25 protein-coding genes and 1 pseudogene are annotated in these 26993 nt (G+C 66.3%); 14 read left to right on the plus strand and 12 right to left on the minus strand.

Going from position 1 to position 26993, the window contains the following annotated elements; translation table 11 throughout:
• A pseudogene (locus ACNSN7_RS13690) lies at positions 1 to 97 on the plus strand (IS5/IS1182 family transposase); the annotation flags it as partial.
• A gap of 30 nt (positions 98 to 127) precedes the next feature.
• On the opposite strand, the gene ACNSN7_RS13695 reads toward ACNSN7_RS13690, so the two are convergent.
• The gene (locus tag ACNSN7_RS13695) at positions 128 to 2371 is read right to left on the minus strand and encodes a PAS domain S-box protein (protein WP_418282858.1); all 2244 of its coding nucleotides are present in this window, start codon (positions 2369 to 2371) and stop codon (positions 128 to 130) included.
• Positions 2372 to 2958: 587 nt separating this feature from the next.
• Here ACNSN7_RS13695 and ACNSN7_RS13700 point away from each other — a divergent pair.
• The 3 genes from ACNSN7_RS13700 to ACNSN7_RS13710 all read left to right on the plus strand — a co-directional run bounded on the left by ACNSN7_RS13700 (position 2959) and on the right by ACNSN7_RS13710 (position 5749).
• On the plus strand, positions 2959 to 3972 hold the full coding sequence (locus ACNSN7_RS13700) for an ABC transporter substrate-binding protein (RefSeq protein ID WP_418282859.1): 1014 nt from the start codon (positions 2959 to 2961) through the stop codon (positions 3970 to 3972).
• 74 nt (positions 3973 to 4046) lie between these two features.
• Positions 4047 to 4997, plus strand: coding sequence for an ABC transporter ATP-binding protein (locus ACNSN7_RS13705; protein WP_418282860.1), 951 nt, complete (start codon positions 4047 to 4049; stop codon positions 4995 to 4997).
• Positions 4994 to 5749 (plus strand): ABC transporter permease, encoded by a 756-nt coding sequence (locus tag ACNSN7_RS13710; protein WP_418282861.1) that lies wholly within the window; start codon positions 4994 to 4996, stop codon positions 5747 to 5749. Before ACNSN7_RS13705 ends, ACNSN7_RS13710 begins: the two co-directional genes overlap by 4 nt.
• 15 nt (positions 5750 to 5764) lie before the next feature.
• On the opposite strand, the gene ACNSN7_RS13715 is transcribed toward ACNSN7_RS13710, so the two are convergent.
• From ACNSN7_RS13715 to ACNSN7_RS13740, 6 genes are all read right to left on the minus strand, one after another.
• Positions 5765 to 6193: a RidA family protein gene (locus ACNSN7_RS13715; RefSeq protein ID WP_418282862.1), complete on the minus strand. Its 429-nt coding sequence runs from the start codon at positions 6191 to 6193 to the stop codon at positions 5765 to 5767.
• Positions 6190 to 7710 carry an amidase gene (locus ACNSN7_RS13720; protein ID WP_418282863.1) on the minus strand — a complete coding sequence of 507 codons (1521 nt, stop codon included), beginning with the start codon at positions 7708 to 7710 and terminating at the stop codon, positions 6190 to 6192. Before ACNSN7_RS13720 ends, ACNSN7_RS13715 begins: the two co-directional genes overlap by 4 nt.
• 169 nt (positions 7711 to 7879) lie before the next feature.
• Positions 7880 to 8287, minus strand: coding sequence for a DUF5790 family protein (locus tag ACNSN7_RS13725; RefSeq protein WP_418282864.1), 408 nt, complete (start codon positions 8285 to 8287; stop codon positions 7880 to 7882).
• Between the two features lie 213 nt (positions 8288 to 8500).
• Positions 8501 to 8857: a dihydroneopterin aldolase family protein gene (locus tag ACNSN7_RS13730; RefSeq protein WP_418282865.1), complete on the minus strand. Its 357-nt coding sequence runs from the start codon at positions 8855 to 8857 to the stop codon at positions 8501 to 8503.
• A gap of 60 nt (positions 8858 to 8917) precedes the next feature.
• Positions 8918 to 10609 (minus strand): hydantoinase B/oxoprolinase family protein, encoded by a 1692-nt coding sequence (locus tag ACNSN7_RS13735; RefSeq protein ID WP_418282866.1) that lies wholly within the window; start codon positions 10607 to 10609, stop codon positions 8918 to 8920.
• Positions 10606 to 12771 (minus strand): hydantoinase/oxoprolinase family protein, encoded by a 2166-nt coding sequence (locus ACNSN7_RS13740; RefSeq protein ID WP_418282867.1) that lies wholly within the window; start codon positions 12769 to 12771, stop codon positions 10606 to 10608. Before ACNSN7_RS13740 ends, ACNSN7_RS13735 begins: the two co-directional genes overlap by 4 nt.
• 126 nt (positions 12772 to 12897) lie before the next feature.
• On the opposite strand from ACNSN7_RS13740, the gene ACNSN7_RS13745 reads away from it, so the two are divergent.
• The 7 genes from ACNSN7_RS13745 to ACNSN7_RS13775 all read left to right on the plus strand — a co-directional run bounded on the left by ACNSN7_RS13745 (position 12898) and on the right by ACNSN7_RS13775 (position 19893).
• Positions 12898 to 13776, plus strand: a complete 879-nt coding sequence (locus tag ACNSN7_RS13745; protein WP_418282868.1) for a pantoate kinase — start codon at positions 12898 to 12900, stop codon at positions 13774 to 13776.
• 269 nt (positions 13777 to 14045) lie between these two features.
• On the plus strand, positions 14046 to 15242 hold the full coding sequence (locus ACNSN7_RS13750; RefSeq protein ID WP_418282869.1) for a Cdc6/Cdc18 family protein: 1197 nt from the start codon (positions 14046 to 14048) through the stop codon (positions 15240 to 15242).
• Between the two features lie 256 nt (positions 15243 to 15498).
• Positions 15499 to 16893, plus strand: coding sequence for a signal recognition particle protein Srp54 (locus ACNSN7_RS13755; protein WP_418282870.1), 1395 nt, complete (start codon positions 15499 to 15501; stop codon positions 16891 to 16893).
• A 99-nt stretch (positions 16894 to 16992) separates the two neighbouring features.
• A complete protein-coding gene (locus ACNSN7_RS13760; protein WP_418282871.1) occupies positions 16993 to 18237 on the plus strand; it encodes an MFS transporter in 1245 nt (414 codons plus the stop codon).
• Positions 18238 to 18336: 99 nt separating this feature from the next.
• Entirely contained in the window at positions 18337 to 18918 is a 582-nt protein-coding gene (locus ACNSN7_RS13765; protein WP_418282872.1) for a 2Fe-2S iron-sulfur cluster-binding protein, read from the plus strand.
• A gap of 130 nt (positions 18919 to 19048) precedes the next feature.
• Entirely contained in the window at positions 19049 to 19453 is a 405-nt protein-coding gene (locus tag ACNSN7_RS13770) for a hypothetical protein (RefSeq protein ID WP_418282873.1), read from the plus strand.
• Positions 19454 to 19566: 113 nt separating this feature from the next.
• Positions 19567 to 19893, plus strand: a complete 327-nt coding sequence (locus ACNSN7_RS13775; protein WP_418282874.1) for a NifU family protein — start codon at positions 19567 to 19569, stop codon at positions 19891 to 19893.
• A 22-nt stretch (positions 19894 to 19915) separates the two neighbouring features.
• Here the strand turns inward: ACNSN7_RS13775 and ACNSN7_RS13780 are convergent, their stop codons facing one another.
• Positions 19916 to 21373 carry a ribonuclease FAU-1 family protein gene (locus ACNSN7_RS13780; protein WP_418282875.1) on the minus strand — a complete coding sequence of 486 codons (1458 nt, stop codon included), beginning with the start codon at positions 21371 to 21373 and terminating at the stop codon, positions 19916 to 19918.
• Positions 21370 to 21762 carry a DUF7532 family protein gene (locus ACNSN7_RS13785; RefSeq protein WP_418282876.1) on the minus strand — a complete coding sequence of 131 codons (393 nt, stop codon included), beginning with the start codon at positions 21760 to 21762 and terminating at the stop codon, positions 21370 to 21372. The genes ACNSN7_RS13780 and ACNSN7_RS13785 overlap by 4 nt, the downstream gene beginning before the upstream one ends.
• A 115-nt stretch (positions 21763 to 21877) precedes the next feature.
• On the opposite strand from ACNSN7_RS13785, the gene ACNSN7_RS13790 reads away from it, so the two are divergent.
• On the plus strand, positions 21878 to 22879 hold the full coding sequence (locus ACNSN7_RS13790) for a PrsW family intramembrane metalloprotease (protein ID WP_418282877.1): 1002 nt from the start codon (positions 21878 to 21880) through the stop codon (positions 22877 to 22879).
• Between the two features lie 6 nt (positions 22880 to 22885).
• On the opposite strand, the gene ACNSN7_RS13795 is transcribed toward ACNSN7_RS13790, so the two are convergent.
• Complete coding sequence (locus ACNSN7_RS13795; RefSeq protein ID WP_418282878.1) at positions 22886 to 23866, minus strand: ROK family protein; 981 nt, start codon at positions 23864 to 23866, stop codon at positions 22886 to 22888.
• A gap of 69 nt (positions 23867 to 23935) precedes the next feature.
• Entirely contained in the window at positions 23936 to 24394 is a 459-nt protein-coding gene (locus ACNSN7_RS13800) for a universal stress protein (RefSeq protein WP_418282879.1), read from the minus strand.
• Positions 24395 to 24517: 123 nt separating this feature from the next.
• Between ACNSN7_RS13800 and ACNSN7_RS13805 the strand changes: the two genes are divergently transcribed.
• Positions 24518 to 25795 carry an AGE family epimerase/isomerase gene (locus ACNSN7_RS13805; RefSeq protein WP_418282880.1) on the plus strand — a complete coding sequence of 426 codons (1278 nt, stop codon included), beginning with the start codon at positions 24518 to 24520 and terminating at the stop codon, positions 25793 to 25795.
• A gap of 7 nt (positions 25796 to 25802) precedes the next feature.
• Positions 25803 to 26045, plus strand: a complete 243-nt coding sequence (locus ACNSN7_RS13810; protein WP_418282881.1) for a hypothetical protein — start codon at positions 25803 to 25805, stop codon at positions 26043 to 26045.
• Positions 26046 to 26148: 103 nt separating this feature from the next.
• On the opposite strand, the gene ACNSN7_RS13815 is transcribed toward ACNSN7_RS13810, so the two are convergent.
• The gene (locus tag ACNSN7_RS13815) at positions 26149 to 26844 is read right to left on the minus strand and encodes a hypothetical protein (RefSeq protein WP_418282882.1); all 696 of its coding nucleotides are present in this window, start codon (positions 26842 to 26844) and stop codon (positions 26149 to 26151) included.
• Positions 26845 to 26993: the final 149 nt, after the last annotated feature.

Here is a 26993-nt window from a genome sequence, read left to right on the forward strand (position 1 = left end):
GCTGTGGGCCAGAACGTGGTTCGGTCAATTCCGCGAACTTGTCATGAAATCAGCGGTGCGAAACATCGAACGCGCAATCGAGGTGGCAGATCGCTGAACGCTGGCGTCTAAACAAGGCCTAGAGGTTCTATTCAGCAGTGAATTCAACGTCAGTGATCTCGAACCGTGCGCCACCACTGGTACCTGCAGTGACATGAATTTCCCATCCATGAGCTTCGACAATCTCCTTTACAATCGCAAGACCGAATCCTGTTCCGCCTTCTAACGTGGTAAATCCTCCCTCGAACACCTGCTCTCGGTTATCCTTGGGAATCCCTGGCCCATCATCCGCAACGTAGAACCCATCGGCAAACGAACCAACGGTCACCGTCGTCTCGTCGGTTCCGTGGTCGAACGCATTCCGAATGAGGTTCTCAAAAAGCTGTTTGAGCCGACTTTTATCGGCTTCGATGACGGTCGCTGTATCGAGTTCAAGCTCAAGCCTCCCCGTCGCCACTTCGACCGTCTGCCAACACTCTTCTATCACCGAACCGATCGACACTGATTCTGTCTCATCAATGATCGCTCCGGCATGAGCCAACGATAATAAGTCATCGATGAGTGCGTCCATACGGTTAACCGCCTTGTAGCATCGCTGGAAATGCTCTCCCTCACCGGCCTCTTCTGCGAACTGAAGTGACCCCAGAAGGACATTCAATGGGTTTCGAAGATCATGTGCGACGAGCAATGCAAACTGGTCGAGTTTTTCATTCTGTTGTTGGAGACGCGTATTGGCTTGCTGACGCTGGAGTTCGTAGCCAACCCACCGACTCATGAGATCGACAAGTGTCACCTCCCACTCCGAGAACTGCCCCCCGCGTGACTCTGTATCATAAAAGCAAAACGTTCCGTACACCTCGTTGTCAACAAAGACGGGAGCACCAAGATAGCAAGAGATCCCCCACTCGGCGTACCCCGCTCGATGCGTTTCCTCAGGTGCGTCCCGTTCGATGTCTCCGAGAACAAGTGTTTGTTCCGTGTTCGCGGCAATCTCACAGTTCGTCGCAGTCACCGGCACAACATCTCCTGCTTGAATACTATCGTCGTCAGCCTCGACAATTTCGAACATGTAGTCCTCGCCCTGGATCTGAGAGAGTGTCCCGTAGGCAACATCGAGTTCCTGTCGTCCCAATTCGAGCATTGCTGCGACTTGTCCCTCGAACGACTGGTCCCGGGTCGAGATGATATTATACATCTCTCTGAGTACCCACTCCCGTTTGGCCTGATCTGTCACATCACGAAGAACCGAAAGATGTTCCCCCGAAACAATATTCGCTGTCGCCGCGTACTCGACAACTCGCTTTTCACCATCATCACAGACAATCTCAAACGTCCCCCTATCAGTGAAGTTCTCCTCTAACTGTCGCCAAACCGCCTCAAAATCATACCCCTCTGGCGTGAACTCTTCTATTGACCGACCCAGGAGTTCCTCTTTTTCCAGTCCGAATAGCTCACAGGCACTCTGATTTGCTTCAATATACCGACCCTCGTCGTCTGCAACGACCATCGCGTCGAATGCTTGCTGGAACGACGCTTCGTATCGTTCTTGTTTACGTATCTGCGCCTCTTTTAGCGAGAGGTCGCGGACGATTGCCACAACGCCCGGGTTACCGTCCCATACAATATGCCTGGCAGTGACTTCAACGGGGATCTCCTTACCCTCAAGTGTTAATAGCGTTCTTGGAATGTGGTCAGCAGGTTTTTCGCCAGTTTCGACCTGTCGTAATTGTTTGTCGACATCGTCGCGGTAATCTGGATGAATAAACTCACCGACCTGTCGACCAAGAAGCGCAGACTTCTCGGATACCTCATAGAGGTCACAGGCGGCATGATTGGTATAGACGAACTCACTCTCGACACTAACGAGGATGGCGTCGGGCGAGGCTTCGAGTATGGTCTCTGCTCTGGTTTCGGCTTCTCGCTTTTCACTGTGTGAGCGGTATCTGTTCACGACGTTCCGTATCCGCTGACCAAGCATGGCGTACTGCTCATTGCCGGATTCTTTCTGCATATAATCGCTAACACCCGCTGAAATCGCGTCACTGGCAATTTCTTCTGAGCCACGGCCAGTGAACAAAATAAAAGGAAGCTCGGGACTCGTTGCCCGGATAGCTTGAAGAAATGCAAGCCCATCCATCCCCGGCATATCGTAGTCACTTACAATGCAATCCACGGGATTTTCATCCAGATAGTTCAGCCCCTCTTGTGCGGTTTCGGCGGTACTCGTGTCGAACTGCTCGGCGAAGCGCTCCAGAAACGTGGCTGTCAGATCTGCGAGACCGGGTTCATCATCAACACATAACACAGAGATTGACTCATCACGATTCACCATAATAATCAAAACAAATATGCTCTGGATAAGCCTTGCTCTTTGGAAAGGAAGACAGTCTGTGCCAGTAACTTTTGTATTCCACACGCGAATCCTTACAAAAACTGAGGAGAATTCGATAGTCACAGTATTGTTTTCCGCTGTTTGTATCGGATCAGCCGATGTTTTCTGAGCCAATTCTGATGACTGTTGCGCGCCCTGTATTCAGCACGCAGTTCGTATCAGTTGTGAAGGATCTCAACAGAGCCAAAGCACTCTTCACCGACCGGCTTTTTCAGGCGAAACCGTGTCTACCGAATAGGATTTCAACGGATCCACTCCGTCAGCTCCGACCCTTCCTCTCGACGCATCCCACCGCTTGGTCCGGGTTCGGTCGTCCCCCGGTCCGACGGATCGTGCGTTATACGGACGAAAGCTGATCGAATACGAATATTAGGACGTACCCTCTTCCCCCAACCAAGTGTATACTTAATTGTTCTTTAACACTACAAAAACATTAAAACAAACTGCGACAGACAACGATTGTAATGCAGAAACCCGATATAAGTCGAAGATCGATGCTCAAAACGTCCGGGACTTCCGCACTCATGATGGCGGCGGGAGTCGCGGGGTGTCTCGGTGATGACGGCGATGCGGAGTCCGACATCGGAGATGGCGCTGACGCGGACGGTCCGATCGGATCCGTCGATCTGTTGACGCCGGAGGGGAACCTCAACATCATCCACTTCCTCTCGGGCACCGACGAGGGGCTCTGGAACGACGAGGGCGTCGATTTCAACCCGGAGGTCGCGGCGTACGGCCGGTTCGTCAACGCCCTTCCGACGGGTGCAAACGAGGTCGGACTGCTCGAGTACAACAACCTCTCACAGTACGTCTCGGCGGGTGAGGATCTCGTCCAGTTCGGCCCCTGTCTCACGCAGATCAACTCCATTTTCGTCCCGACTGACTCCGACATCGAGACCGTCGAGGACTTACAGGGCGTCAGGTTCGGGCATCCGGGCTGGGCGACGGGTACCGGCACGTACACGCAGGCGATCATCGCCGAGCAGTACGGGTTCGACATTCGCGAGGCGAACGAGGACGTCGACTCCGACCCAGCCACCCTGTGGGACCTGATGGTCGAACAGGACGAGGTCGACGCGATGCTACAGTTCACCGGGCAGACGGTTCGCGGCTTGGCGAACCCCGACGAGGTCCGTCCAGTGTTCAACGCGTGGGAAGCGTGGGAGGAACAGACCGGCTACCCGCCGCTCATCACCCCGTGGTGCGCCACTCGGAGCTGGCTCGAGAACAACTACGACGTCGCACTGGCGCTCGTCGAGGGCTGGGCCGCCGCACAGTCGCACGTCGAGTCGAACGCGGAGAGCGTCGTCGAGCAGTACGGGCAGCTCGCGGGCGTCGCCTTCGAGGACCGGGAGGCAGTCGTCGATCTCGCGGCATCGGGCGATCTACACCTCCCGGTCGACGAGTACGACGACGAACTCATCGACTCCCAGTGGCAGCTGATCGAGGCGATGGAGGAGCTGGGATCGGTCGAGGCCGTCCCGCCACGCGAGGACCACGTCATCTCGATCGACGCGCTCCGCGAGGAGGCGGAGTCGTGAATGTCGGTGCCACGCTCCGTGTCTGACACGATCGCGCGAGACCGACGGTCCGGTCGCTTGACGACTGGGGTCCGATGAGCTCCGACGACGCCTCCCGTCGCTCCCCGGCCGAGGGGTCAACGGCGGCGGAACGCTCGGAGTCGTCGGAGCCCGCCGGACGGTCGCCGCCGCCACAGCGTGCCGACGATGTCGCTGATGCCAGCGATGCCGACGGTGCCGTCGATGCCAGCGATGCCGCCGACGTCGACGCCGAGGGAACCATCCGGTTCTCGAACCTCCGGAAATCGTTCGCGGACGGCGACGGCACGTTCACGGTCTTCGAGGATCTCTCCTTCGAGCTCGCCGAGGGCGCGTTCACGTCGATCATGGGTCCGTCGGGCTGTGGCAAGTCGACGCTGCTCAACGTCATCTCCGGGCTGATCGTGCCCGACGAGGGGACGATCACCCGAAACGGCGAGGTGGTCGAGCCGGGCGAGTTCTTCTACAGCTACGTGTTCCAAGAGCCCCGGTTGCTCGACTGGATCACGATCGGCGAGAACGTTCGGTTCGCACTCCGGGCCCAGGGCGTCCCGCCGGAGGACCACGCCGGTCGGATCTACCGGTACCTCGAACTCGTCGGGCTCGAAACGGAGATCGACAGCTATCCCCAGCAGCTCTCCGGGGGGATGCGCCAGCGGGTCGGGATCGCTCGCGCACTGGCAGTCGACCCCGAGATCCTGCTCATGGACGAGCCGTTCAGCAGCCTCGACGAGTTCACGGCGAAAGAGCTCAGACAGGATCTCCTCGAGATCTGGAAGGAGACGGGTAAGACGATCGTCTTCGTGACGCACAACAGTAGTGAGGCGGTGTTCCTCTCCGACGAGATCCTGGTCCTCGACGGGGACGGTCGGCTCTTCGATCAGGTCAGCGTCGACGTGCCGCGCCCGAGAGCGATCGGCGACGAGGAACTGATCGAACACGAATCACGGATGATGGACCGGTTCTTCGTCCATCTGGAAGCCGACGCTGGTCCCGACGACGAATGAACCGAACGAGCCGGATCGCCGTCTCGATCGCGGGGGTACTCGTTGCATGGACGCTGCTGTCGCTGTACGACGCGCGCATGTTCCCGCCGCCGCTCACCGTCGCCGAGCTGATAGTCGAGTTCACGGTCGACGGGGACATCGACGGCAACTCCGCACTGTATCACCTGTGGGTGACGTTCGGCCGCGTCCTGTTGGCGACGGCGCTGGCGTTGACGCTCGCCGTCGCGATTGGGATCGCGATGAAGGCGAACGACCGGGTCGCTCGCGTCTTCGAGGCGTGGCTTCCCGTGTGGATGACCCCACCGGACGTGGTCGTCATCCTCATCGTGATGGTTATCGTCGGGTTCAACTCGCAGGCGGTCGTCCTCTCGGTCGCGTTCGTTTACACTCCGTTCGCACTCGTGACGATCTGGCAGGGCATCCAGGACCTCGATCCGAACCTCGTCGAGATGGGCCGAGCGTTCGAGGCCGACCGGTCGTTGATCTGGCGGTACGTGTATGTCCCACACCTGCTGTCGTACGTGTTCGCTTCGCTTCGATACCTCTTCGGGATGACCTGGAAGGTCGCGGTTATCGCGGAGGTGTTCGGGATAAGCAACGGCGTCGGCGCACGGGTCAGGTTCTGGTTCCTGCAGGGGAACATCGCGGAAGTGCTCGCGTACGCGGTGCTGTTCATCGGCGTCGTGTTGGTTATCGAGTACCTCGTGTTGAGCCCGATCCAGCAACGGGCGTTCTCCTGGCGGACGGCCTGACGCCGCCCCGCCGTTTCAGTCGGACGAGCCGTCGAGCGCCGACGGGGCTGATCCCGGCGACTCTCCAGCGGGTCGGACTGCGGTGGCTTGGATCTCGACCAGCGCGTCGACCACGAGGTCCTCGACGATCACCGTCGCGCGCGCCGGCCTCGGCTCAGGGAACGCCGCCGCGTACGTCGCGTTGAACCCGTCGACGTCGCCCCGATCGACGAGGTACGCCGTGACGGAGACGACGTCACGAAGCGTGGCGTCGGCGACCGCGAGCAGCGCCTCCACGTTCGCGACCGCCTGTCGCGTCTGGCTCTCGATGCCCGTCCCCACGATCCGTCCGTCCCGGTCGTCGGGCACCTGTCCGGCGAGACGGATCGTCCGCCCGGTCATTATTCCCTGCGAGTACGGTGCGGGATCGTCGTGGACGTCGTCCGTCGACAGCGGCTCGCTCACGGACGCTCCCCGTCGATCGTATCGGTCGCGTCGAGCACGGGCGGGACACGCGGCTCCGCGATCGACTCGTACGCCGCCGCAAGCGCGACGAGGCGACGATCGGACAGCGGCGCGCCGAGCAGTTCGATGCCGACGGGAAGCCCGTCGTCGGTGAACCCCGCTGGCATGGAGATCGCCGGACAGCCGGACTGGGAGGCGATGAACGTGTTCGTCGGGACGTCAGCCCGCGTCGTCTCGCCGGTGTGATACCCCTCGGCGATCGGCGGGACGACCTGCACGTCCGGAAAGGCGATCGCGTCCAGCTCCGTCGTCGCGAGTGTGTACTCGATCGCTCGACGGAACGCCGTCTGGCGTGCGAGCCGCCACCAGTACTCTCGATCGCCGGTCGGGTCCGTGGGACCGCCCGCGATCGTTTCGATCAGCTCCAGTCGATCGTGGTACGCGCCGGAGTCGTACAGTTCGTCGAGCGAGTCGACCGGGGAATCGGTGAGTTCGGCGAAGAACGCGTTCAGATTCCGCTTGGCGACGAGCTCGTACAGCGCCGTGTCGTCGACGAACGACGCCAGATCGGGGATCGATACGGGGTCGACGACCGTCGCGCCGGCCTCGGTCATCGTTTCGAGCGCCGCGTCGACCACCTCGGTGACGGGCATCGCACGCGAGTCGTCGCCGAACGCGTCACGGAGGACGCCGATCCGCGTCGACGCGAGCGTCGACCGATCGGCGGCGTCGGCCGCCGCACGGAACCCTCGAGCGCCGTCCCATGCCGCGTGGATCGCGGTCGCCTCGTCGTCGGGGTCGAACCCGACGATCGCATCGAGCGTCCGAGCGAGGTCCTCGACGGTGCGACACATCGGGCCGGCGGTGTCCTGTTCGGTGACCAACGGCGAGAGTCCCGCGCGACTTATCAGGCCGGTCGTGACGCGCAGGCCGAACAGGTTACAGAACGATGCGGGCACGCGGATCGATCCCCCGGTGTCCTCGCCGATCCCCACGAGTCCGAGATTCGCCGCGATCCCCGAGCCGGTGCCCGCGCTCGATCCGCCCGCATCTCGTTCGAGATCGTACGGGTTCCGGGTCTGTCCGCCCGCCGAGGAGTAGCCGACGAATCCGGCGGCGAAGTCCGGGAGGTTCGTCTTCGCGAGCACGACGGCTCCCGCGTCCTCGAGGCGGTCGACCACCGTCGCGTTCCGGTCCGGGACGTACTCCGCGAACGCCTCGGAACCGAACGTCGTCGTCACGCCCTCGGTCATCGCCTGGTCTTTTATCAGGACCGGCACGCCGTACAGCGACCCGCCGACCTCCACCGCTTCGAGTCGGTCGTCGAGCGCCCGTGCTCTGTCGAGCGCCTCGGGGTTGACCGTGAGTATCGCGTTGAGCTCCGGTCCGGACCGGTCGTACCGCTCGATCCGGTCGAGGTACTGTTCGACGACGGACTCGACGGTGAGCCGACCGTCTCGAAGGCGATCGTGATACGCTGCAACGGTGAGATCGGATAGTTCAGAATCGTCTACCATTATGCGGTCTTCCGGATCATCCATCCAGCTACTGTGTTATAAGGACTTCATATATATGATAATAGGGCATAATCCCAATCGCATCCCATCTGATGGGTTCAGTCAGCTCTTGGCCCGCGACCAGCGGGGCCGTCCAGAGCCGACCGTTGACCGCTCGATGCGCCCGCGGCTACTCGTCGTCCGCGTCGTCCGCGGCGTCCTGTAACGCGCCGCGGATGGCGGGGACCGTTCCGGTGAGCGAGGCGACTTCCTCGGCGGCCGCCTCGATGTCGGCGACGAGCGACTCCAGCTCCTCGACCTCCGCTTTCAGGTCGTCGGCGTCCTCGAACGCGTCGGCGCGCTCGCCGAGGACGTACGCCTTCTTCGCCGACCGGACGTGGTCGACGGCGTCGCCGACGTCGAGCGCGGATTTGAGCCCGTTGAGCGCGCCGAGCACGTTGTCCGCGTCGGTCAGCCACACGTCGTCGGGATCGGGGAGCTCCTCGCGGGCGGCCGCGAGGTGGTCCGCGACTTCGGCGCGGGTTTCCTCGGCGGCCTCGCCGAACAGGTCGTCGTCGTCGAACGTGGACTGGGGCATACTCCGGATGTCGGTCCCGTCCCTTTTAAAATCGCGCCCGAAAGCGGAAGTGGAACGCGGCTCGCCGCGGCGTCTCACGCCGATTCGGACCGCTATCGCCGTTCAGTTCCGCCTCGGCATCGTCGACCGCTCGGCGGATCCTTCGGTCACCCTCGCGACTCGCGCGCCGGCGTTGGACGAGTCGTCCGACGATCGATTCACGTGCCGTGTCGTTCACGCCGCATCCGTCGACTCCTCGACGTCGACGAGTTCCATCAGTGGATAGCCGTCCCGCATCGCCATTCTGGTCCGGATGCTGACGTCCTCGTAGTCGATCCGCATCTCGACGTCCATCAGCGACCCGGTCAGCTCCGTGTAGCCGTTCTCGTGGTCGATCGCCGCCGCGACGCGCTCGTCGTCGATGGAGACGGAGACGGACTCGCAGTACGGCTGGTTCCCGATCGCCTCCGCCATCGCGGTCTCCAGGCTCCGGGCGCTCCGCGGGCTCACGGGCGTCCCCGCGAACTGGTGATACAGCGATCCGAACTTGATCCCCGCCTCGAAACACGCCTGCTGGGCGTCGGTTGGCATACTCGATATGGACCGACGGGACGCAAGAAGCTTCGGAGCCGCCCGTTCGCGGCCGGCCGTTCACTCGTCGCCGGTCACCTTCCCGTCGGCGCGGTCGGCGTCGATGGCGTCCGGATCCCGTTCCCCGGGGTCGCCGTGGCCGCCGCCGCCGGGCGTTCGGACGGTCACCGTCGTGCCGGCGGGCACGTCGACCGTCGTCTTCGCGCCGACGGGCTCGCCGTCGATCAGGTTCTCGCCGAGCGCACCGGACTCGCCGCCGTCGACGCCCGCGGGGGGATGACGGCGGCGCTCGGTGAGCAGCGAGACGGTCGCGTCCGCCGCCAGCCGGACGGATCGCTCGATCCCGAGCCCGCCGCGATGCCGCCCGTCGCCCCCGCTGTCCGGGCGGAGCGCGTAGCGTTCGACGCGGAGCGGGTACTCGGTCTCCAGCGCCTCGACGGGGGTGTTGAGCGTGTTCGTCATGCCGACCTGCACGCCGTCCATCCCGTCCTTCTCCGAGCGTCCACCGAAGCCGCCGCCGATCGTCTCGTAGTAGGTGAACGTGCCGTCGGTCGGACTGTCACCCTCCCCGGACCGTCCTCGACCGCCGATCGTGAGGTTGTTCATCGTTCCCTGGCTTGCCGCGGGAACCCGGTCCGGCGCGGCGTTCGCGAAGGCGGCGAGGACGACGTCGGTGACGCGCTGGCTCGTCTCCACGTTGCCGCCGACGACCGCGGCCGGCGGTGCGGGGTTCAAAAGCGATCCCTCGGGCGCATCGATGCGGATCGGCTCGTAACAGCCGTGGTTCGGCGGGATCTCGGGGTCGGTTACGCAGCGTACGACGAAGTAGACGGCGCTTTTCGCCACCGCCAGCGGCGCGTTGAGGTTGCCCGCGACCTGGTCGGCGGTGCCCGCGAAATCGACGTCGATCGCCTCGCCGTCGACCGTCACCGCGACGCGGATCGGGACGTCCTCGTCGGTCACGCCGTCCCCCTCCAGCACGTCGGCCGCCTCGTAGGTCCCGTCCGGAAGCGCCCGGACCTCGTCGACGATCCGGTCGTACGAGTAACCGATCACGGCGTCGAACGCCGCCTCGATCCGCCCGCGGCCGTGGTCGGAGACGAGTTCGCGGAGCCGACTCTCGGCCCGCTCGTTCGCCGCGATCTGTGCCCTGAGGTCCGCGCGGCGCTCGTCCGGGCTCCGGACGTTCGCGAGCAGCAGTTCGAACAGCGCCTCGTCGCGATCGCCCGCCTTCACGAGCCGGATCGGCGGGAGCCTGAGCCCCTCCTGGTGAATCTCGCGGGCTCCCGCAGGCATGCTGCCGGGCGTCATCCCGCCGACGTCGGCGTGGTGTGCGCGGGAGACGGCGTAGCCGACGATCTCGCGGTCGTCGCTCGCGAGGCCGATCGTGCCGGACTCACTGTCCTCGTCTCCGCCGCTACCGTCGAGCGCGATCGGCGAGACGAGCGTGACGTCGGGCAGGTGCGTCCCGCCGGTGAACGGGTCGTTGAGCACGAACACGTCTCCCGGCACCGGGTCGCGCTCGCGGACGGCCGCCACGGCTTCCGGCATCGCGCCGAGGTGGACGGGGATGTGTTCCGCCTGCGCGACCATGCGTCCGTCGGCGTCGAACAGCGCGGTCGAGCAGTCCTGCCGCTCCTTGATGTTCGGCGAGTATGCGCCACGGATGAGTACTTGGCCCATCTCCTCCGCGACCCCCTCGAGCTGGTTCCGGAGCACTTCGAGGGTGACGGGATCGATCTCGTCGCTCATTGGTCACCTCCGGAGTCGGCTGCTTCCCTGTCGCCCTCGATCTTCCCTCCCGCTTCCACGACCCTATCCAGGACCAGCGTTCCGTTCTGTCGGATCTCTCCGGCCCAGCCGGGCGGGACGACGGTCGTGCTCTCGGCCTGTTCGAGCACAGCCGGCCCCCGCACGCGCTCGCCGACCGACAGAGCGCTCCGGTCGTACACGGTCGCATCGACGGGTCCCGTCTCCGGAAACGTCGCCGCCCGCGAGCCGATCTCGGCATCGCCCCCGCCCGCGTAACGTACGCCGGGTGGATCGGTGTCGACGGTCGCGGTGACCCGGAGGTTCACCGCCTCGACGGCCTCGTCAAGCCGGTACCCGTACGCGCGCTCGTGGGCGTCGTGGAACCGCTCTGCGACGACTGCGGGGTCGAACTCACCGGAACCGCTCTCGACCGGAACGGTCAGCTCGAAACTCTGCCCGACGTACCGACAGTCGGCCCCTCGTTCGATCCGTGCCGTGTCCGGGTCTGAGACGTCCGCGAGCACCCGATCTGTCACCGCGTCGTAGGTCGATTCGGCCTCTTCGACCGCGGACTCCGCGTGGTCGGTTCCGGTCGCATCGGTTCCGGTCGCATCCGCTCCGGTCGCGTCGGCTCCGAGCGCGTCCCCGCCCGACAGCGGGATCCGAACGGTTCGGACCGCGTCGTGGCTCTCGTCGGCCGCGAGCAGGCCGTACGCCGACAACACCCCGGCCGGTCCGGGAACGATCACGCGGGAGACGTCGAGTCCCTCGGCGAGCGCGGCGGCGTGCATCGGCCCCGCGCCGCCGAACGCGACGAGTCCGAACCGGCGCGGATCGTGGCCCCGTTCGACGGTCACCGACCGGATCGCGCGGGTCATCGTCGCGTTCGCGACGCGGTGGACCCCGAGGGCGGCCTCGGTCGCGTCCGCCAGCCCGGCCTCGTCGGCCAGCCGGTCGAGCGCGTCGTCGGCGGCGTCAACGTCGATCGAGAGCTCGCCGCCGAGCGCCGCGTCCGGGCCGATGTAGCCGAGAACGACGTTCGCGTCCGTCACCGTCGCCCGGGTTCCGCCCTTACCGTAGCAGGCCGGGCCCGGCTCCGCGCCGGCCGACTCGGGACCGACGCGTAACGCGCCGCCCGCGTCGGTCCACGCGATCGAGCCGCCGCCCGCCCCGACCGTCTCGACGTCGACCATCGGCGTCCGGATCGGGATGCCGTCGATCTCCGTGTCGGACGTGCGCTCGGCGCTCCCGTCGCGCACGAGGCTCACGTCGCTCGAGGTCCCGCCCATGTCGAAGGTGACGACGCCCTCGCGGTCTCGGTCACCCGTCGCCGCATCGCCCGCGTCCTCGCCGACCGCCGCCGCCGCGCCGACGACGCCCGCGGCCGGGCCGGACAGCACCGTCCGAATCGCGTTCGACCGGGCCGTCTCGACGTCGGCGACGCCGCCGTTCGAGCCCATGATCCGCGGGTCCGGGAGCCCTTCCTCGCGTGCGCCGTCGAGCAGTCGGCCCAGGTAGCCGTCGATCCCGGGGGTCACGTACGCCTCGGCGGCGGTCGTCGCCGTGCGCTCGAACTCGCGGAACTCCGGGAGCACCTCGTGGGAGGCGGACACCGGAACCGAGAGCTCCTCGCGCAGCAGCTCGGCGACCCGGCGCTCGTTGCTTGGCTGCGCGTACGCGTGGAGGAGACAGACGGCGGCGCTCTCGGCGTCCGACGCCCGGATCTCGTCGGCGATCGCCCGGACCGCCTCGGCGTCGACCGTCTCCTCGATCGCCTCCGGGATCGCTCGCTCGTCGACCTCGAAGCGTCGACGGCGCGGCACCAGCGGGTCCGGCTTCTCGGCGTCGAGATCGTACAGGTCGGGGCGCGTCTGGCGGCCGATCTCGAGGACGTCCCGGAACCCCTCGGTCGTGACGAGCGCCGTCCGCGCGCCGTCGCGTTCGAGCAGGGCGTTCACGGAGACGGTCATCGCGTGGGCGAACGCGTCGATCTCGGTCGGCTCGATCCCGGCCGTCTCGCAGGCCTTCCGGACCCCGTCGATGACGCCGACGCTCTGGTCGGTCGTGGTCGGTACCTTCGCGGTGGTGAGGTCGTCGTCGACGAGCAGCGTCACGTCCGTGAACGTGCCGCCGACGTCGACGCCGATCCGTGTGTCGGTCATGGAGCGGTCGTTGTCCGTCCCATGTGTCTACCCCGACTAAACGGTTCGTAGCTCCGATCGGTTACCGTCACTTCTCGTCACCGCCGGATGATAACCGTTAATCACCCGCTCCGTCTCGGACGGGATATGACCACGGAGCGGGCGACGGCGTTCGTCCCCGGCCACGTCACGGCCTTCTTCAGTGCACACCCGGCCGACGATCCGGCGGCTGCCGGTTCGCGCGGTGCCGGGATCACGCTGACCGACGGCGTGGAGACGACCGTTGCTCCGTCTCCGTCCGTCACGAGCGAGACGGTCGCGGCCGACACGGTGACGCTGGACGGCGATCCGGCGACGATCGGCGTCGTCGACGACGTGCTCGCGGCGCTCGGCGTCGCCGACGCGACGGCACGGGTCGCGATCGAGAGCGACCTCCCTGTCGGCGCGGGGTTCGGCGTCTCCGGCGCGGCAGCGCTCGGGACCGCGCTCGCCGCGAACGACGCGTTCGATCTGGGACGCTCCGAGAACGAACTCGTCCGGACCGCTCACGTCGCGGAGGTCGAGCGCGGAACCGGCCTCGGCGACGTCGTCGCGCAGGCGCGAGGCGGAGTCCCGATCCGCGTTCAGCCGGGTGCGCCCGGACACGGCGAGCTCGACGGGATCCCCGCGAGCGAGCGCGTCGAGTACGTGACGTTCGGCGAGCTCTCGACGGAGGCGGTGCTCGCGGGTGACACCTCCGGCCTCTCCGCCGCCGGCGAGCGTGCGCTGACCACGCTCCGCCGGGACCCCCGGCTGTCGACGCTCATGACCGCCTCTCGGGAGTTCGCGGCGGGGGCCGATCTGCTCGTTCCGGCGGTCGCCGAGGCGCTCGACGCGGTCGAGGCGGCCGGCGGGTCGGCGTCGATGGCGATGCTCGGGCGGACGGCGTTCGCGCTCGGCACCGGCCTCTCCGACGCCGGCTACGACCCGGCGGTCTGTCACACGCACGCGGCCGGCGCGCGGCTCGTCGAGCGAGATGATGCGTGAGTCGTCGAGCGAGCAGTCGGTGATGTCGCTCCGTGGGATCCGTCGGGGTGGATAGACACACCTCGCACCGAGTGTAGTTTTGGAACGCTTGGAGGCGGTGGATCGTTACCCTACTCAGTAACTCACTCGTCATGGAGTGTGTACTTTGGTCTGATATACTATTTAATATTCTAATGTACTGTCCGCTCAATGGGTATGTCGGATTATTATATAATCTCACTCGGTTCGAGGTCGGTGCATTTTTGTGATAAGAACGCGGGTTCGTTGGTATGGCGAATCGTGGTGACATCTTCGAGACGGGCGAGATCTTCAGAGATCGGCAACTCGTTCGTGTCGGCCACGTCCCGGACCTTGACCGGGTCGTCGGTCGCGACGACGAGATCGACGCTATCGGTAGTGCCCTTGCTCCTGCTGTCCGGGGTGGTCCACCGGAAACGACTATTATCTACGGAAAAACGGGAACCGGAAAGTCACTCGTTGCGAGGTGTGTCACTCGAGAGGCAAAGCATCGTTCCGCGGAGAACGGACATATCTTCGCGTACGCGTACGTCGACTGTTCCGACTACGGAACGGAGACGCAAGCGAGCAGACAGATGGCTCGAGAGCTTCAGACCGGTCTCGATGGCACGGTTGAGGAGCGATCGATCCCGAGAAAAGGGATCAGTGCTGCGGACTACCGCGATATAACGTGGGAGCTGCTTGCCGAAGGTGACGTCCAGTCGTTCGTCGTTGTTCTCGACGAGGTTGATAAGCTCGATGGAGACGACCTGCTACGGAGTTTGTCCCGTGCCCGAGAGAGCGGAAAAGTAGAGGCACTCATCGGTGCGATCTGTATCAGTAATAAGATCGAGTACAGAGATCGACTTAGTGAGCGGGTCGACTCGTCCTTGCAGGACAACGAACTCGTGTTTGATCCGTACGACGCGACACAGTTGGAGGCGATCCTGTCACGACGTCGGGACGCGTTCGTAGACGATGTGCTCGATGACGGTGTCATCCCGAAGACTGCGGCGCTTGCTGCACGTGAGCACGGTGATGCACGCAAAGCCATCGATATGCTGTACGAAGCGGGCCGATTAGCCGAAAAAGAGCGTGCGAATCGGGTCACCGAAACGCACGTGGATGCGGCGGTAGAACGAGCCGAGATCAACCGGTTCCAGAAGCTGATCAGTGGACAGACCCCTCACGTCAAACACATCCTCCGTGCTCTCGCACTACTCACGGAACAGACGGATCGACGGAATTTTCGGACCGCAGAAGTGTACGACGCCTATCAGCGAATTGCCGATCAGGTCGACGCGAATCCCTTGAGCTACGACCGCGTCCAGCGTCTACTTAGGGAGCAGGCGTTTCTCGGTGTTACGGAGAGTGAACACACGGGTGGCGGACACGGGGAGGGGAGCTATCGCGTTCATCGGTTGCTTCGCTCGCCCGAGGTCGTCACCAAAGGGCTTGACGACCATTGATTGGCCGATATCACTCGGTGCGAGGTGTATCTCTCCGATACAACGTCCTCGACACGATTCACTCGGTACGTGGTGTGCCTCCGACTCGGTTTTGTCCGCGCTCTTGAACTCACACTTCCGACTCATTCGGTACGTGGTGTGTCTCCGTCCACTGCGGACCCGACTGGACTCCCATCGACGATTCACTCGGTGCGAGGTGTGTCGGTCCGCTCGACGAAGGAAGCCTTTACCGCGTGGGCCGTCTACGGACCCGCAAATGGTACTCGACGACCTCGGTACGTCCCTGCGGGGCACGCTCGACACGCTCCAGGGGAAGGCCCGGCTCGACGAGGACGACGTCGAGGAGATCGTCAAGGAGATCCAGCGGTCGCTGCTCTCCGCCGACGTCGACGTCTCGCTCGTCATGGAGCTGTCGGACTCGATAGAGACCCGCGCGCTGGAGGAGGAGCCGCCCGGCGGCACCACGGCCCGCGACCACGTCCTCAAGATCGTGTACGAGGAGATGGTCGCGCTGGTGGGCGACTCCACGGAGCTTCCCCTGGAGGACCAGACGATCCTGCTGGCCGGCCTCCAGGGCTCGGGGAAGACGACCTCCGCGGCGAAGATGGCGTGGTGGTTCTCGAAGAAGGGACTCCGCCCCGCGGTGATCCAGACGGACACGTTCCGGCCCGGCGCGTACGACCAGGCGAAACAGATGTGCGAGCGCGCGGAGGTCGAGTTCTACGGCGACCCCGACGGCGACGACCCCGTCGAGATCGCCCGCGAGGGGATGGCGGCGACCGCCGACGCCGACGTCCACATCGTCGACACGGCGGGTCGACACGCGCTGGAGGACGACCTCATCGCGGAGATCGAGGAGATCGAGCGCGCGGTCGACCCCGACCGCTCGCTGCTCGTGCTCGACGCCGCGATCGGACAGGGAGCGAAGGAGCAGGCCCAGCAGTTCGAGGAGTCGATCGGCATCGAGGGCGTCGTCATCACGAAACTCGACGGGACGGCGAAGGGTGGCGGTGCCCTCACCGCGGTCAACGAGACGAGCTCCTCGATCGCCTTCCTGGGGACCGGCGAGACGGTCCAGGACATCGAGCGCTTCGAGCCCTCCGGATTCATCTCCCGGCTGCTCGGGATGGGCGACCTCAAGCAGCTCTCCGAGCGCGTCGAGCGCGCGATGGCGGAGGCACAGGAGGACGACGAGGACTGGGACCCCGAACAGCTTCTGGAGGGGAACTTCACCCTGAAGGACATGCAAAAGCAGATGGACGCGATGAACCGCATGGGCCCGCTCGATCAGGTGATGGACATGATCCCGGGGATGGGCGGCGGCATGATGGACCAGCTTCCGGACGACGCGATGGACGTCACCCAGGACCGGATGCGAAAGTTCGACCGGATCATGGATTCGATGACCGAGGAGGAACTCGAGAACCCCCGCGTCGTCGGTCAGTCGCGTACCGAGCGGATCGCCCGCGGCTCCGGCACCGACGAGGAGACGGTCCGTCAGCTGCTCGAACAGCACAGCATGATGGATCAAACCATCAGCCAGTTCCAGGGGATGGGCGAAGGAGACATGCAGCGGATGATGAAGAAGATGGGCGGCGGAGGCGGCGGTCTCGGCGACATGATGGGCGGCGGTAAGGGACCGTTCGGATAGTCCGTCCTCGCTCGTGACTGCGACGCCATCGCGTCCGCCTTCGGCTCGGCTTCTGCCGACTTCCGCCCTTTTAAGCATACGACCGGACAACGACCGTCGATGAAGCTCCGTCGGCTCGCCGACTACGACGTGCTGATCCTGGTTTCTCTCATCTGGTTTCTCGGGAAGTTCGTCCGGTACGCGTTCCCGCCGTTGTTCGAGCTGCTCCAGGCGACGTACGGCGTCAGTAACACGGTCATCGGGGGTGCGCTCTCCGGTCTCATGGTCGTGTACGCGCTGATGCAGTTCCCCAGCGGGGTGGTGGCGGACCGGATCGGTGCGGTGCGGGTCGTCGTCGCGGGCGCGACGGTCTCCGGGCTGGGCGCGCTCGCGCTCGTCGTCGACTCGCCGTTTCCGGTCCTCGTGGCGGCCATGCTGGTCATCGGTGCTGGAACGGGCGTTCACAAGACCGTGGCCGTTCGGCTGATCGCGCGCGTGTATCCGACCCGGACGGGACGCGCGCTCGGCGCACACGACACGCTCGGTGCGTTCGGCGGAGTCGCCGCCCCGACGGCGGTCGTGGTTTTCCTGTCCGCACCGCCCGCGCTCGCGTGGTTGCTCGACCGGCTGCCGGGTGCGGACTGGCGCGGCGTGTTCCTTCTGACCGGCGTCGCCGCGCTCGTGCTCGCGGCCGCGTTCGGGCTCCGTCTTCGCGGCCGTCTTCCCGGCGAGAGCGACGGAGACCGTGCGCGTGAGGGCGACGACGAGGCGGCTCGTCGGGAACCGGGCGTACGGGACTACGTCGCACTGTTTCGCGACGGACGGTTCACCGCCTTCGTCCTCGTTACCGTCGGCATGTCGTTCGCCCACAACGGACTGGTCGCGTTTCTCCCCCTGTACCTCTCACGGGTGTCCGGACTGGCGACGGCGACCGCGAGCCTGCTGTACTCGCTTTTCTTCTGGGTCACGTTCGTCCAGCTCGTCACGGGCGACCTCTCCGATCGGGTCGGTCGGTTCCCGGTGATGGTCGCGACCGGTGGACTGGCGGCGGCCGCCCTGTGGGGGATCGTGCTCACGCCGTCGGCCGGCCCGATCGTGCTCGGTGCGCTGATCGCCGCCATCGGGGTCGGTTCACACGGGTTTCAGCCGGTCCGCGGCGCATACTTGATGGAGATCCTGCCGGACTGGCTCGCGGGCGGTGGGCTCGGTGTCGTCAGAACGGTGCTCATGATCGCGGGCGCGTTCGCTCCCGGGATCGTCGGGATCATCGCCGACGTCTTCAGCTTCCGGGTCGCGTTCGGGTTGCTCGCCGGCGCGCTCGCACTCGCGGCCGTCGGGGCTGCGGCGCTGTGGGTGACGGAGTGAGTCGGCTACCGCGGAGCGGGGCCACTTCTTCGCGTCTCGGCCGAATCGGCTGACGGTTCGATCAAAACCGCCTTATGCAACCTCTCCGTAGGCGCTCGTATGTACGACCCACTGGCGATCGCGCTCGCGGCGATCGCGACGCTGACCGTCGTCCTCGTCAGCTCCCTGAAGGGGACGGGGTGGGAGCCCACGGCGGACGTCTCGGACGGGATTCTGGAGAAGCGTGCGGCCGCAGTGCCCGAAACCGACTTTCCCGAGCCCGGCAACCGCGCCATCGGCGGTGGCGGTGGCGGCGGCGGTGCCATTCCGGCCGGCGGCGAGGGGGGCGAGGGTGAACTCGAGGAGGGCGACGGCGCGTCCGCCGGCCCCGGCGACATCCCGGAGGACGAGATCGAGTACTACGACGTCGAGTTCGCCAAACAGGGCGAGACGATCGAACTCGCCAACAACGAGACGATCCTCGATCAGGGCGAGGACCAGGGCTGGGACCTTCCGTACGCCTGCCGCCAAGGCCAGTGCGTCTCCTGTGCCGGCCACATCACGGACGGGCCCTCGGAGGACTACGTCGAACACGACAACCAGCAGATGCTCGAGGAGGCCGAACTGGACGACGGCTACACCCTGACCTGCGTGGCGTACCCGCGCGACTCCTTTACCATCGAGACGGGCGAAGCGCCCTGACCTCGGACCGTCGCTCCCTCGCACGAACGCCGTCGCTCCCTCGCACGAACGCCGTCGCTCCGCACCGCCTCGCTCCGAGACTCCTCGCTCGTCGCGACACCCTTTTTCGCGACTCGGTCCAACTCGCCGTATGTCGCTCCTCACTGCGCTCGCCGGCGGCGTCGCCATCGCGGTCGCCGCCGTGCTCGTGTACCGTGACGCCGGCCGGGTCGGCGTCGACGCCGGGACGCCGGCGCTGTGGGCCGCGTTCGTTGCGCTCACCGCCGGTGCCGGGCTCGCGACGACGCTTCTCGTCCCCGACGCTCCGTTGCCCGGCGTTCTCGTGTTGGCCGCGCTCGGCCCCCTGCTGTACGCGCTCGAACGGGACGATTCGATGCACGGCGACGATCCCGCGGATCCGACTCGGCTGCCGACGGCGGATCGGACGAACGACACGGATCGCACGGGCGACGCGGATCGGACGAACGACATGGACGGGGCTGACGCCGCCGATGACGCCGTCGATGACGCCGCCGATCACGCCGATGAGGAGTGACCGAGGGGTCGGACGGCCACGAATGCGTGTTAAACCGTGACGTAGTTGCTTTCGCCTCGTCGTCGGGGTGGCAAACCGCAAGCTACCAAAGGCTCGGGGACGAACGGACGGTAATGAGCGACGAGAGCCTCGCGGACCGGATCGAGCGGTGGATGGTCGGCCAGATGCCGATCATCCAGATGCACGGCGGGACCAGCGTCGTGCGCGAGGTCGACGAGGAGACGGGCGTGGTCGTCGTCGAACTCGGCGGCACCTGCTCCGGGTGCGGCATCTCGAACGTCACCGCGGACAACATCCGTCGGGACCTCATCATGGAGTTCGACGAGGTCTCCGAGGTCCACGTGAAGGTCCCGTCGACGGGCGATCAGGGAGCCTCGACGGTCGAGGGGGGACGCGGCGGCGAGCTCCAACACGAGACGGAGTCCGCGGGTCACTTTTAAGCGTATCGCGGCGGGACTCGGTTTATAACGCGTTCTCGAGCGCCGACGCCACGCTCCGCGCCTTCTCGGCGAGCGGTTCGGGGGTGTCGCCGTCGGCGACCGACTCGTCGAGGACGTCGTCGTCGACTCGCTCGACCGTTCCGTCGGCGTGTTTCACCACGTCGACGTGGAGGTCGACGTAGCTGGCGGCGTCCGGGAACACCTCGACGGGCGTACAGACGTTGACGTACGTTCCCTTCACCGCGCCGTCGCTCGTGCGATACGTCGTCGGATACCACCATCGTCCCTCCTTCAGCTTGGTGACCGCGACGTCGCCCGACTCGCGGGGAATATCGAGCGCGTCGTAGCTGCCGCCCGCGGTCATCGACCGCCGGACGGTGACGCTGCCCTCGTCGTCGACGGCGGTCACCTCGCCCTCGCCGAGCGTGATCAGCCGCCCGTCGGGCTTGCCGTGTTCGATCCGGAGCGAGTCGCCCTCGGCGGGTCCGAACACCGCTCGGACGGTCTCGAAGGGGAACGCGGCGTCCGGGTCGGGCTCACAGAGCGCCTCCGCGAGGTCGACTCCGGCGGACGCGTCCGCGGACCCGGCTTTCACGCGATGGTGTCCGGGCATCGTCGCCGTCACCGCACGCCTGTGGTCATCGAGCGCGAATCGACACTCGCGACCGAACCGGATCCACGCGCCGGCGGTCGGCTCCGCGACCGGCGAGTCGCTCGCGTCGGCGGCGTCGATGACGCCCGTCTCGCCGACGGCCTCGGCGAGCCGCTCCGCGGAATCGACCGCCCGCTCCAGTCCCGCCTCGAGCGCCTCCATGTCGGCGTCGACCGCGGACGCCCTCCAGACGGTCCGCCAGCCGTTCGGGGCTTCCAGTCCGAGCAGGTCGGTCATTCCCGCCAACTCGCGAGCGGCCTCGTCGTCGCGTGTGTCGACGCGGATGCCCGAGCCGGGTTCGAGCGTCACGATCCCACCCCCCGCACGAAGCGTCGCGTCGAGCTCCGGTCGGTGGCTCTCCCACGTCGCGACGGTCTCGCGCACCTGCACGCGGACGTGGTCGCCCTCCTCGATCCGGGCGTCGACGTCCCCGTACGGGAGGTACCCCTCGACGCGCTCGCCGGGCGGGGCCCCGTTTTCATCCCCTCCCGCCGCGAGCGACACCACCGCGCCGCCGCCGAGCGTGTCGGTAACCTCGCCGTCGAGGACGGTTCCGGGCGGGGTCGGGTCCGTCCACTGGACCGCGTCGATGCCGACGCCGGCGAGCAGGTCGCGAACCGTCGCTACCGCGTCCGGATCGCCGGAGACGCCCACGCCCAACCGGTCCTCGGTCGTCGCGACCGTGGCGTCGGGCGGGGTCGACGGGAACGACTCGTCGAACCGGCGGCGGATCGGCGGCGACGCGTCGACGACCGTGTGTCCCGCATCGAGCAGCAGTCGCGTGAGCGCCGTCGCGTATATCCCGCGAACCCTGACCCGCGCGTTCATACCTGCTCCCGGTCGCGAGCGAACCGCACCCGGTCGTGGATCGTCTCCCCGAGCGTGAGCTCCACGACGGTCGGGTCGCCGTCCTCGTCGGTCGTCAGTATCCGGCCGTCCTCGACGGGGACGCCCCAGCCGTCCAGCGAGAGGTAGCCGCGGAGGTCGCTTCCGTGGGTGAACAGGTCGACGTCGGCGACCGGGTGCTCCTGTACGTCGGCGGTCCCGTGGGCCAGCTCCATGTCCGAGTACGTGGTGTCGCTGCCGCTGAAGAAGTCGGTGAGTCGGTCGGCGTCCGCCGCGACGAGTTCGGCGACGCGGTCGGAGACGACCGCGATCTCGTCGGTGTCCATGCCGGCCTCGTGGAGCGCTCGTTGGGTCCGTCCGTCGAAGTGCATACCGTCCGTTGGTGCCCCGCGGTTTCAATCCTGTCGCTCGCCGCGGTGCCCGCGACCGCGAGAACGCCGCCGGACGGCGGCAAGGTCTTAACCGGTTCCGCACGAACGAACCCGTATGTCATCACGGTCGGACCCGGTAGAGGCCGCCGCCGACGAGGACCGGGACCTCTACGACGTCGCCACGTGGGAGGAGCGGACCTCGCTCGACGGGCTCTCAGTCGCGGTGTACTGGCTCGTCACGCGGATGACGAAGTTCCTCGTGTTGTTCACCGCGTTCCTGATCCTCGTGACGATCGTCGCGTCGTTCGGTATCGGGCTCGTCTTGGATCCGGTCGTCGCCGGGCTCGTCGCGATGTCGGCGATCCCCGCGCTCGGGCTCGCCGCGTACGTGTACGTCTCCGACGTGACCACCGCGGAGCCGCTCTCCGTCCTCGTGGCGACGTTCCTGCTGTCGGTGCTCACCGCGACGTTCGCGGCCGTGCTCAACGGGTTCACCCAGCCGTTCTTCGCGCCGCTGGGATATCTCGGACTCGTGCTCTTTTTCTTCCTGATCGTCGGCCCCGTCGAGGAGTCGGTGAAGCTCCTCGCGGTTCGGCTGTACGCGTACACGGACGACCGCTTCGACGCCGTCATCGACGGTGCGGTGTACGGCGCGATCGCGGGGCTCGGCTTCGTCGTCATCGAGAACTTCGTGTACATCGCCGGCAACGTCGACATCGACGAGCTCCAGCTCGGGCTCTCCGTGCTCGGCGCGGGCGACGGGATCGCCACGATCCGCGCGCTCGCGGGACCGGGACACGTCATCTACTCCGCGTTTGCCGGCTACTATCTCGGGTTGGCGAAGTTCAACCCCGATAACCGGGGTCCGATCGTCGTGAAGGGGCTCCTCATCGCGGCGACGATCCACGCGCTGTACAACAGCCTCGTCGGCCCCGTGACGACCGGAATATCCGGGCTGACGGGGATCCCGCAGGTCCCGTCGCTGTTCCTGTTCGTCATCGCGTTCCAGGGCTTCTTCGGCTACCTCCTCCTCCGGAAGATCTGGCGGTATCGCGACGCGTACCTCGATTCGTACGACAGTCCCCCGCCCGACTCCGAGCTGACCGAGTTCGAGTGAGGCTCCTCACTCGGCGACGGCGTCGACGCGCGAGCGGTCCCCGGTACCGCCGGTGAGCGCGCTCGCGAGCGCGCCCTTGACGACGACGTCGTCGCCGAGTTCTGTCAGCCGGATCTCGGGGACGTTGATGAACACCATTTCGGCGAGCTTCTCCCGGATGGGATCGAGGATCCGCTCGGGGTTGTTCAACGCGACCGCGCCACCGACGCTGACGACGAGCGGAGCGTACGCGTGGATGACGTTCGCGATCCCCATCGCGTTCCAGTGTGACACCTGGTCGATCACGTGGTCCGCGAACCTGTCGTCGTCCGCCGCAGCGAACACGTCGACGGCGGTGAACTCGGGGTCGTCGATCGGGAGGTCGGTGTCGACGGGGTCCTCCGCGTGGAGTTCGCGGGCGTATGACGGGATGTTGTTGCCCGAGCAGTACGCCTCCCAGTGGCCGTCGTGACCGCAGCCACAGGTCATGAACCCGTGTGGATCGATCGTCATGTGACCGACCTCCCCGGCGTTGCCGTCCCATCCGGCGAGGACGTTCCCGTCGACGGCGACGCCGGCACCGACCCCCGAGGATATCGTGAGGTACACCATGTCGTCGGGATTGCGCTCGGAGTGGAACCGCTCGCCGATCACGCCGGCGTTGGTGTCGTTGTGGAGGTACACCTCGTCGGTGTCCAGGAGCTGGGAGAGCGGTCCGGTGAGCGGGATCCGCTCGATCACGTCCGGGAGGTTCGCCGGGCCCTGCACGATCCCGGTGGCCAGATCGAGGGGACCGATCGAGCCGATGCCGGCGGCGACGACGTCGGCGGGGTCGACGTCCGCCTCGGTGCAGGCGTTCCGCACGACGCTTAACACGGCTTCCGTGACGGCGATGCCGTTCGGGCCGCGTGGCGTCCCGCGTTCGTCAGCTCCGAGCACGGTCGCGGTCTCGTCGCCAACGACCGCGCGGACGTTCGTCGCGCCGAGATCGACGCCCACGTAGTACATCGGGTGTACAGCCGCCCCCGTCTCACTTAAGCGGGACGCTTCGACCGGATCCGACGGCCCCATCGCCGGCTATTTCGACCCGTTCCGGACGAACGTCACCGGGCACGGTGCCGTGAGTATCACCTCCTGTGCGACGCTCCCGAAGACGGCCTTGCCGGTCGGTGAGCGGTTTCGACCGCCGACGATCACGCGATCGGCGTCGACGTCCGCCGCGATCGCGACGATCTCGTCGGCGTGATCGCCGACCGCACCGCGTATCGTGTGGTCGACGTCGGCCGCCGACAGCGCCTTCGAGATGGTCCGGGTCGTCGTGTGTCGCTTCGCGACGGCGTCGGGGGTTGCCTCCTCGCTTCTCGGGTCGACGTCCAACTTCTCGCGGACGTCGTCGAACTCGGCGTCCGTGAACACGTGTACCAACACGACCGCCGCACCGGTCGGTCCGGCGACGTCGATCGTCTCCTCGGCCAGTCGCTCCGCGCGCGCCTCGTCTTCGGTATCAAGCGCGAGTAGTATCGTTTCGATGCTCATACCTCTCGTTCGTCCCCGTCCCGGATAACGCTGCGGGTTCTTTACTCAAACACGAATAAATTTTCATATCGTTCTCGAGGAGCGATAACAACGATTTACCTCCGGTAGTTGTACATTGGCACTATGGCACTGGACGACACGGTGGTACATCGCGGGCGACTGCTCGCAACGCTTCGACTCCAGCACCCCGACGGGCTCGCCGACCGGGGGTTTCGGCTGTTGCATCCGGAGACTGGCGAACCGTACACCGGTGACCGGCGACACCTCGTTGCCACCTGCCGATCCGTCGCGAACTTCTCCGCGGGAGCGCTGGCGGACGGTCCGAGTTGGTGTGTCGACGCCGCGGAGCACGGACTCGCGTTCCTCCGTGAGGCGCACCGCAGCGAGGACGGCGGGTATCACCTCGTCGTCGACGGGGACGGGGAGCCGGTCGACCGGACCCGGTCAGCGTACGGCCACGCGTTCGTCCTGCTGGCGTACGCCCGCGCGGCGGCCGCCGGCCTCGACGGTGCCGAGACGGATCTGGCGGCGACACACCGCCTGATCGACGAGCGGTTCCGCGACGACGCCGGGATGCTCCGCAGCGACTGCGACCCGGACTGGATCGAACGGGAGCCGTACCGCGGCCAGAACGCGAACATGCACGCCTGTGAGGCGTATCTCGCAGCCTACGAGGCGACCGACGACGGGATGTATCTCGACCGCGCGCGACACCTCGCGCGGGCCATCACCGTCGACCTCGCGAGCGAAACCGACGGGCTGTTGTGGGAACACTACACCGCCGACTGGGACCACGACTTCGAGTACAACGCCGACGAGCCGCGCCACCAGTTCCGGCCGCCGGGCTACCAGCCGGGCCACCACGTCGAGTGGGCGAAGTTCCTCGCGCTGCTCGATCGATACGACGACGCGACCGTCGGCGTCGACGCTCCGGGAGACGAGCACGGATCGGCGACTGCTGACGAGGACGCCCCGGAGGGCGGCTGGTACGCGCGCGCGACGGAACTGTTCGACGCCGCGATCGAACACGGATGGACCGAGAACGGCTTCGTGTACACCCACGACGAGACCGGCGTGCCGATCGTCGCCGATCAGTACGGCTGGGCGCTCGCCGAGGCGCTGGGGGCGTCCGCCGCGCTCGCGGAGCGGGCCGCCGCCCGCGACGACGCCGACGAGGCCGGTCGGCTTCGCGAGTGGAACCGCCGACTTACGGTCTGTACCGATCTGTTCCGCGGTCCGGCCGGCTTCTGGTACGAGAAGCGGTTCGCGGCCGCGGACGGCGGCGACCTCGTCGCCCCGGGTCCGCCGGGCGTCGAACCCGACTACCACCCGGCAAGCGCGTACTTCGAGTGCTGGCGGTCCGCGTCGACGGCACCCACCGCCGACGCCGATGGGGCGTGAGGTCTCGATGACGGACACGGCCGGCGTCGACGACACGGCCGGCATCGACGATACGACCGACGTCGCTGACACGGCCGACGTCGCCGACACGGCCGGCGTCGACGATACGACCGACGTCGCTGACACGGCCGGCGTCGACGATACGACCGACGTCGCTGACACGGCCGACGTCGCCGACACGGCCGGCGTCGACGATACGACCGACGTCGCTGACACGGCCGACGTCGCCGACACGACCGACCTCGACTGACGGTCGAGGCGGGGCCGACGAACGGACTCGATCCGGACGAATCCGGTGTCCCCGGTCCGCGCGACGGCGTTCGTACACAGCGCTCCGACCCTCGCGAACGTGTTCACTCCGTCTCCGGCGGCTCGACGAACAGCGACTCGCCGGCCGGCCGGCCGTAATCGATGATCCAGTAGCGACCGTCGTACGCGCCGACGTTCTCCGGTTTGAGCTCGTCGAGGTGGAACCGGTCGAGGTGGTGTGTGAGTGCCGCTCGAACCTGATCGAGCGCGTCGTCGATCGAGACATCGGTCCCGTTGGCGGTCGCGGTGGACGTCTCGCTGTCGTCGGCCACGACGTCCACCTCGGGCATGACGAGCCAGTTCCCCGCCTCGTCGCCGTCGCGGACGGGAAGGAACGGATGCTCACCGATCGCATCCCACACGCGTCGCTCCCGGCGGTTCTGCGGTTTTCCGGCACCCATCTCCGCCGACGGGCCGTACCGAGCGAGCTTCGCGACCAGCGGCTCGTCGCCGATCTCGTCGGGAAGCGCGACGGCGACTCGACCGGTGCCGACGCCGAGCACCTCGATCCCGTGGTCGTCGGCCGCGCGGTCCAGGACGGCCCGCTCGTCCGGTGCGAGCGCTCGGAAGTGGGTCATCGCCTCGCCGGCGGGCCACGACCACGTGCGACCGGCGTACTCCCACTTCCGTTCGCTCTCGGGGACGGCCGCCTCGGCGAGCGCGTCGCGGCGTGCGGCCCGAAGTCGGGTGGCGACAGCCGACAGCGCGTTCCGCGTCCTCGCCCCGACCGCTTCGTCCATGGCGACCGATACCTCGCCGACGGATAAGGGCCTGTCGCCGACGGATAAGGGCCTGTCGCCGACGGATAGGGTTTATCGTCGACGGATACGGGCCCGTCGCCGACGGATAGGGTTCATCGTCGACGGATAGGGTTCATCGTCGACGGAGG

The organism is Halorubrum rarum, from assembly GCF_048380895.1.
GTDB lineage: Archaea > Halobacteriota > Halobacteria > Halobacteriales > Haloferacaceae > Halorubrum.